The sequence below is a fragment of the [Flexibacter] sp. ATCC 35103 genome, from assembly GCF_001975985.1.
Taxonomy (GTDB): Bacteria; Bacteroidota; Bacteroidia; order Flavobacteriales; family Flavobacteriaceae; genus Flavobacterium.
On record NZ_MTQF01000003.1, the window covers coordinates 38,935 to 49,430 of the forward strand.

Here is a 10,496-nt window from a genome sequence, read left to right on the forward strand (position 1 = left end):
AATTTCAAATTTTGAATCATAAATATAATAGTAAAAATGTCAATAGAAACTATATCATTATCGGGTAGAAAAAAGATGGTCTCTAATAAAGAGATGACTTTTTTAGAGCGATTGTATCTTGTGGCGATTGTGAAAGGATTAATTATCACATTTAAACACCTATTCAGAAAAAAAGTGACGATTCATTATCCTGAACAAGTGCGTGAAATGAGTCCCGTTTATCGTGGTCAGCATCAGTTAAAACGCGACGAACAAGGTCGTGAAAACTGTACAGCTTGTGGATTATGCGCTTTGTCATGTCCAGCCGAAGCTATTACCATGAAAGCTGCTGAACGTAAAGCTGACGAAAAACATTTGTACAGAGAAGAAAAATATGCTTCGATCTACGAAATCAATATGCTGCGTTGTATTTTCTGTGGTTTGTGCGAAGAAGCATGTCCAAAAGATGCCATTTATTTGACAACTTCAAAAGTATTAGTTCCTTCAAGCTACGAAAGAGAAGATTTCATTTTTGGAAAAGACAGATTAGTGATGCCTCTTGACGTGGCGATCAAAAATGCTCAACTTAATAATGCTAATTAAATGATACATATTCCTGATTTTGCACACGCAACAACTGTACAAATTATATTTTGTTTCTTAGCGTTTATTACAGTGATTACTGCTTTCCTTACTATTTTTAGCAGAAATCCAATTCATAGTGCTATTTATTTAGTGATTTGTTTTTTTTCTATTGCGGGTCACTATTTACTTTTAAATGCTCAATTTTTGGCAATCGTACACATTATTGTCTACTCCGGAGCAATTATGATTTTATTCCTGTTTACGATCATGTTAATGAATCTAAACGAACAACGAGATGTACACAGACCTAGAATTACACGTTTAGGCGCAATCGTTTCTTTTTGTTTGATTTGCATTGTATTGATTGCAATTTTCATCAACTCTAAACCAATTGTTGGAGAATACGATTCAACAGGAGAAGATTTCCAATCGATCAAAGTACTTGGTAAAATATTACTAAACGAATATATGGTTCCGTTTGAATTCGCTTCAATCTTGCTATTAGTAGCCATGATTGGAACTGTATTATTGTCTAAAAAAGAAAAATTAAATAAATAATGGGTAATATATTAAATCAAATAGGTATTGAAAACTACATCTTTTTAAGTGTTGTACTTTTCTGTATTGGTATTTTTGGTGTATTGTACAGACGAAATGCTATTATCGTTTTCATGTCTATCGAAATCATGTTGAATGCTGTTAACCTTTTATTTGTTGCTTTTTCGACTTATCATCAAGATGCACAAGGACAAGTCTTTGTATTCTTCTCGATGGCGGTTGCTGCGGCAGAAGTTGCAGTTGGATTGGCTATTTTAGTTTCGATCTTTAGAAATTTAGGTTCGATTAGTATCGATAATTTAAAAAATTTAAAAGGATAAATAAAAATGGATACCAATTTAGCTTTACTTTTAGTTTTATCTCCTTTTTTAGGATTTTTAATCAATGTTTTCTTTGGCAAGAGCTTAGGGAAAACAGTTTCAGGAATCATTGGGACTGCTGCTGTAGTAGTTTCATTTGCCGTGACGCTTTTCTTTTTCAATCAATTAACCCAAACAAAACAAGCCGTTCAGGTTACTTTATTTGACTGGATTCAAATTAGCAACATACATATCAATCTTGGATTTTTATTAGATCAGTTATCATTACTTTGGTTATTATTCGTGACCGGTATTGGATCATTGATTCACATATACTCTATAAGTTATATGCACGATGACCAAAATATGCACAAGTTTTTTGCATATTTGAATCTGTTCGTATTCTTCATGATTACGCTTGTAATAGGAAGTAACTTATTAGTTTTATTTATTGGCTGGGAAGGTGTTGGACTTTGTTCCTACTTATTAATTGGATTCTGGCATAAAAACCAGGATTACAATGATGCTGCGAAAAAAGCTTTTATCATGAACAGAATTGGAGATTTAGGTCTTTTAATTGGAATGTTCATTATAGGCTCAATGTTCTCTACTTTAGATTATGCAACATTAAAAACTGCAATTGCAGGAGCAACCAACTTAAATATACCTTTGCTTTCACTAGCTGCTTTATGCTTGTTTATTGGGGCTTGTGGTAAATCTGCACAAATTCCTTTATATACTTGGTTACCTGATGCGATGGCTGGACCAACTCCGGTTTCTGCATTGATTCACGCTGCAACAATGGTTACGGCTGGTATCTTTATGGTAACAAGATTGAACTTTGTATTTGATTTAGCACCGGATGTTCAAACTGTTATTGCTGTTATTGGAGCTATTACTTCATTAGTTGCTGCAACAATTGGTTTAGTTCAGACTGATATTAAAAAAGTACTTGCTTATTCTACCGTTTCTCAATTAGGATTAATGTTTTTAGCCTTAGGATTTAGTGCTTATGAAGTAGCTGTATTCCACGTAATAACACACGCTTTCTTTAAAGCTTGTTTGTTCTTAGGTTCAGGTTCTGTAATTCACGGTTTACACGGAGAACAAGATATGCGTAAAATGGGTGGTTTGCGTAAAGCAATGCCAATTACTTTCTGGACGATGTTGATTTCATCATTGGCTATTTCAGGTGTTCCGTTTTTCTCTGGTTTCTTCTCTAAAGACGAAATTTTGTTAACGGCTTTCCACCATAATATTCCACTTTATGTTGTAGGATCTATAGCTTCAATCATGACAGCATTTTATATGTTTAGATTAATGTTCCTAACTTTCTTTAAAGATTTCAGAGGAACAGAGGAACAAAAGCATCATTTGCATGAAAGTGACGGATTAATTACTTTTCCTTTGATGATTTTGGCTGTTCTTGCTACTTTTGGCGGTTTAATAAGTTTACCTGGAAATAGCTGGTTAAATGAATATTTAGCGCCACTTTTCACAAAGGTAGCCGGTGAAGAACATCATTTAGGAACAACTGAATATACTTTGATGGGAGTTGCTGTCTTAGGCGGATTATTAGGTATTTTAATTGCTTACATTAAATACTTTAAACAAGATAATGTTCCTGAAGCAGATGAAAACATTACAGGCTTAACCAAAGTTTTACACAACAAATATTATGTAGACGAAGCTTACGACGCAATATTCGTTCGCTCTATTAACGGATTATCAAGATTTTTCAGAGACTATATTGAGACTGGTTTATCTACTCTTGTTTTTGGATTAGGAAAAATAACCAATGAAATAGCTTTTCAAGGTAAAAAATTACAAAACGGAAGTATCGGATTATATCTTTTTGCATTTGTTTTGGGGCTTTGTGCCATTGTTTCCTATATATTTTTAGCTAAATAATTTTACAACTATGAACGTTTCTCTTATATTAATTATTCTTTTAATTGGTGCATTTGTCACTTATTTTGCCGGTGATAAACTAGCATCAAAAGTAGCTTTGTTCTTTAGTTTGGCCGCTTTAGGTTGTTCAATTGTATTGCTAAATCATTTTTATGCAGGCGAAAACATCAGTTTTGTAAATGCCTGGATTAATCAACCTAAAATATCATTTGCTTTAAATGCTGATGGATTAGGGATTGCAATGCTTTTACTAACGGTAGCTTTAACGCCAATTATTATATTCTCATCTTTTGGGAATGAATACAAAAATGCTAAAGGTTTTTATGCTTTAATTTTATTTATGGCGTTTGCTATGACGGGAACTTTTCTTGCCGCAGATGGTCTTTTATATTATATTTTCTGGGAATTAGCACTTATTCCTATCTATTTTATTGCTCTTATTTGGGGTAATGGAGATGCTGAAGAGCGCAGAAAAGCAGTAGTTAAATTCTTTATCTACACACTTGCAGGTTCACTCTTTATGTTAGTAGCTTTTATCTACTTATATACAAAAGCCGGAAGTTTCCTGATTGAAGATTTATACAAATTGAATTTATCTGCTTCTGAGCAACTTTGGATCTTCTTAGCTTTCTTCTTCGCTTATGCGATTAAAATTCCAATTATTCCTTTTCATACATGGCAAGCAAATGTATACCAAAAAGCACCAACTGTTGGAACAATGCTTTTATCTGGTATCATGCTAAAAATGGGATTATATAGCGTTATTCGTTGGCAATTGCCAATTGCACCTTTGGCTGCAAAAGAATACATGAACATTTTTATCGCTTTAGGAATTGCCGGAGTTATCTATGGATCAATCGTAGCTTTAAGACAAAGAGATTTAAAGAAATTATTAGCTTATTCTTCATTAGCACACGTTGGATTAATTGCTGCAGGAACTTATACTTTAACTATAGATGGTTTACGCGGAGCTGTATTGCAAATGATTGCCCACGGTTTTGTTGTGGTAGGATTATTCTTTGCTGCGGAGGTTATCTTTAGAAGATTTGAAACCAGAGAAATTGATGAAATGGGTGGTATTCGTACTCAGTCTCCAAAATTCACTTCTATGTTTTTAATTTTGGTACTGGCTTCAGTAGCTTTGCCAAGTACTTTTAATTTCGTTGGAGAATTTACGGTTTTATATAGTCTTTCTCAAATCAATGTTTGGTTTGCTGTTTTAGGTGGAACAACTATTATTTTAGGAGCTTATTATATGCTTAAAATGTTTCAAAATGTAATGTTAGGAGAAACGAATTCTAAAACTTTTGCAGATGTTACTATTAATGAAGGAATTTCATTCGTAGCAATTATCGCTGTTTTAATTTTCTTCGGTTTTTATCCTAAACCAATTACAGATTTGATTACACCAAGTTTAGAAACAATTCTAAACGTTATCAATAAAAATTAATATTTTAAATAAAAATAAATTAGGGCGTCATTAGTTTTAGATTTCCTAAATCAAAAAAACAAAAATGAATACATTAATAGCTATAACAGGATTGGGTATTTTTTGCCTATTGTTTGAAATTCTTAATTTAAGAAAGGCCATTGTTCCAATTACCATTATTGGTTTATTGGGTGTTTTGGCACTTAACTATTACGAGTTTGGATCAACAGCAAGTTACTATAATAATATGATTACAGTGAGTAAGTTCTCTACCACTTTTTCATCACTATTTATTATTCTAACTATTTTCTTAGTAGCATTAAGCCATAATTTTTACGAAAATCATCCAACCAAAATCTCTGATTTTGTTGCGATAAAAATCTTTTTGTTAGCTGGAGGAGTTGCAATGGTTTCTTTTGGAAATTTAGCAATGTTTTTCCTGGGAATCGAAATCCTTTCAATTGCTCTTTATGTATTAGCGGCAAGTGAAAGATTAAATTTAAAAAGTAATGAAGCGGGTATGAAATACTTTTTGATGGGATCTTTTGCATCAGGAATTATCTTATTCGGAATTTGTTTAATTTACGGAGCAATGGGAAGTTTTGATGTTGCAGAAATTCACGAGAGTTCTTTATCTGCTGAATTGCCAATCTGGTTTCCTATCGGAATGATTTTAATGATAATTGGTATGTTGTTTAAAGTAGCTGCTGTTCCTTTTCATTTCTGGGCACCAGACGTTTACGAAGGATCTCCTGCATTAACAACTGCCTTAATGAGTACTTTGGCAAAAGTTGTAGCAATTGCAACACTTTATAAATTGGTTTCAACATTAAACCTGGTTCCGTCTTTAGACAATCAGGATCTTTTAGGAACTTTTGAAACTATTGTAGTAATTATTTCAATCGCTTCTATGACAGTTGGAAACATAATGGCATTACGTCAGGTAAATGTAAAACGTATGTTGGCATTCTCCGGGATTTCTCATGCAGGTTTTATGTTAATGACTTTATTAACTGTAGCAACTTCAGCGGGAGTATTATTATATTATACTGCTGCTTATGCATTGGCCGGAATCGCTGCTTTTAGTGTAATACTTTATGTTTGTAAAAATCAGGATAATGAAGACATTACTAATTTTCATGGTTTAGGAAAAACAAATCCTTTATTAGCTGCAATCCTAACAGGATCATTATTATCAATGGCTGGTATTCCTATTTTCTCCGGATTCTTTGCTAAACTTTTCTTATTCAATCAAACTATCCAGGCAGGATATATTGCTTTAGTAATTGTTGCTGTTATAAATTCAATTATTAGTGTTGGATATTATTTCAAATTAATTTTAGCGATGTATTCTAAAGAACCAAATCAGGAACGTACTGGGAAACCTCTTCTTATTTATGCAGTTGCGGTTATTTCAATAACTTTAAATATTGTTTTAGGTTTGTTTCCATCTTTGGTTTTAGATCTTTTGAACTAATAAAATATCACTCAAAATAAATAGAAATCCATTCGTTATCACGAGTGGATTTTTTATTTTATAACCTGCTTGTTTCAGAAGAGAAATTCATGTTAAAAATTTAACCGAAACAATACGACCTTCAAAAAAACTCCATATATTTGGGTTCAATTAAATGTATTAGAAATATGAACTTCAATTCAAAAAATCCATTTTTAAGCAACAAGCGTTTTTCATCAAATGCTGTTTCAAAAGCTGAAGAAGTACACCAGGCTCAAATTATTGATTACAATCAGGAAATGACTTTGTCAGGTACTATCAATAAAACAGCTATTTTATTTTTAATATTATGCGGATCTGCAATGGTAACATGGTGGATGGCATTTAACGGAATGAATGCATTATTACCTGCAATTGGCGGAGCAATAATAGGTTTTATTTTGGTTTTAATTTCAGTATTCAAACCCCACCTTTCTCCATATTTAGCTCCCGGATATGCTATGTTTGAAGGATTATTTATAGGAGGAATTTCTGCAATTTTTGAAGCTAAGTATCCCGGAATTGTAATTAATGCAGTGAGCGCAACACTAGTAACCTTTTTGGTTTGCTTAGGTTTATATAAATTTAAAATTGTAAAAGTTACAGAACAATTTAAATCAGTGGTAATCGCTGCTACTTTAGCAATTGCAACTTATTATTTGATTTCATGGATAGCTTCTTTGATTTTTAATTTCACTCCTGTTCATTACGGAAATGGAATGATGAGCATTGGAATTAGTGTTTTTGTAATTATTATTGCTGCTCTGAACCTGTTTTTAGATTTTGATCAAATCGAAAAAGGAGTTCAGGAAAGAATGCCAAAATTCATGGAATGGTATGGTGCAATGGGATTAATGATTACATTAGTTTGGCTGTACATCGAGTTCTTACGATTACTATCAAAATTATCAAGTAAAGATTAGTTTCTTTCCCTAATAAATACAAAGTCTTTTTGAAAATTCAAAAAGGCTTTTTTTATACCTTTTCTTAAAATACTACAAGGATTACCTTTTTATTCATTACATTTTATTCATCATCTTTTTCCAAGAGAAAATGTCAAAAATTTTAAATTTCCACCAGAATCACGAAATTAACCTTTTGACAATAAAAATAATTTATACTCTTTTTCCTACTATATATTATGTTTCAATATTTAAAATTAGAAAATCGCAATAAAAATAATTTATAATAAGAAATAAATAAAATCTTTCAAAACCGCATTAAGCCTTATGGCTACGAATGTGTAATAAATTACATTTAATGCAATTTATTACAAAATAAACAAAAAAATATCTATTTTTTTACATCATGTATTTTTTATATCAAAATTAATGATAATATTAAAATTATGATTATGTTTGTGTAATCGATTACAATTTATTCATAAATAATAATCGAAAAGTTAAACCACAAAAAACCACGCTTTATCTAACTTAAAAACCACAATCATGAAAAAAAAATTACTTTATCTAATGCTTTTATTGACCTCTTGCCAAATATGGTCACAAGTTGTAATAAACGAATCATCAGGTTGGCTTGAATCGGCTTTTGTAAAATGGACTCCCCTTAGCGGAGCAGATACCTATAACGTATATTATACAGGAGGTGGACAAACTAACAAGAAAATCGACAACGAACTAATTCGCAGTTATGGAAGTTATTTTCGCGCAGATATTCCAGGGCTTGCTGCAGGAAACTATACTATTACCATAAAACCAGTCACAGCAACAGTAGAAGGATCTGGATCAACAACTCCAGCATTAACAGTAATCGCACAAGATCGAACAGGTTTTGCTTTTGAAGGCGGACGACTTCCTGGAGGATACAAAGCAAATGGCACACCAAAAGATAATGCCGTAATACTTTACATAACACAAAACACCAAAAATACGATTTCGATGAATATTACCGGAGCTAGTACAAATCCTTGTGTTGGCTTACAAAATATTCTATACGGAATTAAAAAAGGAAAAGACACACGTCCGTTCATCATACGCTTAATTGGAAACATTACTGATATGGCTATAATGGAGGGCGGAGATATTACAATAGAAAATGCTAATAATGCAAATAGCTACCTTACCATAGAAGGTATTGGTAATGATGCAGTTGTAAACGGTATGGGAATTCGCCTTAAAAAAGCATCAAATATCGAAGTTAGCAATCTTGGATTCATGAATTGCAACAGTACAGCCGGTGACAACATTGGAATGCAGCAAGACAATGATCATATCTGGGTTCATAATTGTGATTTATTTTATGGAGATGCAGGAAGTGATGCTGATCAAATAAAAGGAGATGGAGCTCTAGATAATAAAAGTTCAACCTATATCACATTAGCTTATAATCACTTTTGGGATAGCGGTAAAGCCAGTTTATTGGGTTTGAGCGAAGGAACAACAACCGGTTTGTATATAACATATCATCATAATTGGTTTGATCATTCTGACTCTCGCCATCCACGTGTTCGTTTCTATTCTGCTCATATTTATAACAATTATTATGATGGGAATTCAAAATACGGAGCAGGATCAACAATGGGCTCTTCTTTATTTGTAGAAGGAAATTATTTCCGTAATACTAAAAACCCTATGATGATTTCGATGCAGGGAACAGATGCATGGGATGAGGCTGCTCAAAAAAATAACGCAGGAACAGTAGGTACTTTTTCTGGTGAAGCCGGAGGTAATATCAAAGCTTTTAACAACATTTTTGATGCTGATATAGCTACTAATAGTATGCGATTTGTTGCCTATGGAGATACAAATCCTTTATACAATATTTCAGGAAAAATAAATGCTACAATTGACTTTGATGCCTACGTTCCAGCCAATCGCGGAGATCAGGTTCCGGCCACTGTAAAATCTGTTCTTGGAGCAAATACATACAACAACTTTGATACTGATGCATCACTTTACATAAAAAATCTAGTAATCGACGAACCTTCGGTTGCAAAAACTAAAGTAATGCAATACGCAGGCAGAGTTTCTGGCGGAGATTTAAAATGGAATTTCAACAATGCTACAGACGATAAATCATCAACGGTGATTGCTGCTCTGAAGTCAGCACTTTCTAACTATACCAGTACATTAGTTTCCGTACAAAACGAAATACCAACTGTTGAAAACAGTCAAACGCTAACTACAGATAGCGATATAAACCAAACTGTAGCTGCAGAAACAGCAATTGAACCTATGATCTTAACGTGGGGCGGCGATGCAACAGATGCAACTGTAGCGGGATTACCGGCATCAGGAATAAGTTTCGTAAAAAACACAACGACTAAAACAATAACAATAACAGGTACTCCAACATCAACTCTCTCTTTTTCTATTACAACAAGTGGTACTGGAGGAACACCTGCAAAATTATCAGGCACAATAACTGTTGAAGGAACTACTATACCGGCGGCAGGAGATCAAATTCATGATTTTACTTTGTCAGGAAAAGTAAGCACATTTTATACCATTACCGGTAACCTTGCTACAAACAAAGGAACTGTAACTTATAATGGCTCAACTTTAACGCAGTGTCTAAAAATGGAAACCGCAACTACTATTACTTACACAACTACACAACCAAGCACATTAACATTAGTTTTTGTTGAACCGGCAGGAACTGCAAAAATTGACGGAACAAATTATACTGCAACAGCAGGAATTATTACTGTGTCAGTAGCAGCAGGAAACCATACAATTTCAAAAAAAGATACTGCCAATTTATTTTATGTAAAAACAGCTTACAGCACATTAGGATTAAATGAAAATCTCGACTATTCTCAAGTAAAAGTATATCCTAATCCGGTAACGAATCAACTTTATATTTCTTCTGATAACGTTCAGAAAGTAGAAATTTACAATGTAATAGGCATGTTATTAAAAACTATTGAAAAAAATATCGAATCTGTAGATCTAAGCAATCTAACACCCGGAAACTACATTGTTAGAATTACAACAGACAAAGGTACTTTTAGCAAAAAGATTATAAAAAAATAGTTCAACGTAAAACATACTCAAAAAGGCTTCCAATTGGAAGCCTTTTTTTTGATATTAAGGCATTTTCTTTACTCAATACTAATATGTTATTCTATATTCAAAATGGCAAATTAACTCTTTTTTTTATTCAAATATACCATCAAATTGAACTCAAAAATAGATTTAAAGGTAAAAAAATAATCAATATCCAGTTTCAAATATAGTCTTTTTCCTATTTTATTGAATTTCAATTAAAATAATTAAAA

General features: G+C 32.6%; 8 protein-coding genes. All 8 read left to right on the forward strand.

The window, feature by feature from the left end; all coding sequences use genetic code 11:
• Positions 1–36 precede the first annotated feature (36 nt).
• Positions 37–582 carry an NADH-quinone oxidoreductase subunit I gene (locus BXU01_RS04520; protein WP_055097507.1) on the forward strand — a complete coding sequence of 182 codons (546 nt, stop codon included), beginning with the start codon at positions 37–39 and terminating at the stop codon, positions 580–582.
• Entirely contained in the window at positions 583–1,122 is a 540-nt protein-coding gene (locus BXU01_RS04525) for an NADH-quinone oxidoreductase subunit J (RefSeq protein WP_055097509.1), read from the forward strand.
• On the forward strand, positions 1,122–1,442 hold the full coding sequence (nuoK, locus tag BXU01_RS04530) for an NADH-quinone oxidoreductase subunit NuoK (protein ID WP_017494599.1): 321 nt from the start codon (positions 1,122–1,124) through the stop codon (positions 1,440–1,442). Before BXU01_RS04525 ends, nuoK begins: the two co-directional genes overlap by 1 nt.
• 6 nt (positions 1,443–1,448) lie before the next feature.
• Positions 1,449–3,332 carry an NADH-quinone oxidoreductase subunit L gene (gene nuoL / locus BXU01_RS04535; RefSeq protein ID WP_083691923.1) on the forward strand — a complete coding sequence of 628 codons (1,884 nt, stop codon included), beginning with the start codon at positions 1,449–1,451 and terminating at the stop codon, positions 3,330–3,332.
• Positions 3,333–3,342: 10 nt separating this feature from the next.
• The gene (locus BXU01_RS04540; protein WP_083691924.1) at positions 3,343–4,782 is read left to right on the forward strand and encodes a NuoM family protein; all 1,440 of its coding nucleotides are present in this window, start codon (positions 3,343–3,345) and stop codon (positions 4,780–4,782) included.
• A gap of 64 nt (positions 4,783–4,846) precedes the next feature.
• Positions 4,847–6,238, forward strand: coding sequence for an NADH-quinone oxidoreductase subunit N (locus BXU01_RS04545; RefSeq protein WP_083691925.1), 1,392 nt, complete (start codon positions 4,847–4,849; stop codon positions 6,236–6,238).
• Positions 6,239–6,405: 167 nt separating this feature from the next.
• Positions 6,406–7,179, forward strand: coding sequence for a Bax inhibitor-1/YccA family protein (locus BXU01_RS04550; protein ID WP_083691926.1), 774 nt, complete (start codon positions 6,406–6,408; stop codon positions 7,177–7,179).
• A 525-nt stretch (positions 7,180–7,704) separates the two neighbouring features.
• A complete protein-coding gene (locus tag BXU01_RS04555; protein WP_083691927.1) occupies positions 7,705–10,251 on the forward strand; it encodes a T9SS type A sorting domain-containing protein in 2,547 nt (848 codons plus the stop codon).
• The last annotated feature ends 245 nt before the right edge of the window (positions 10,252–10,496 follow it).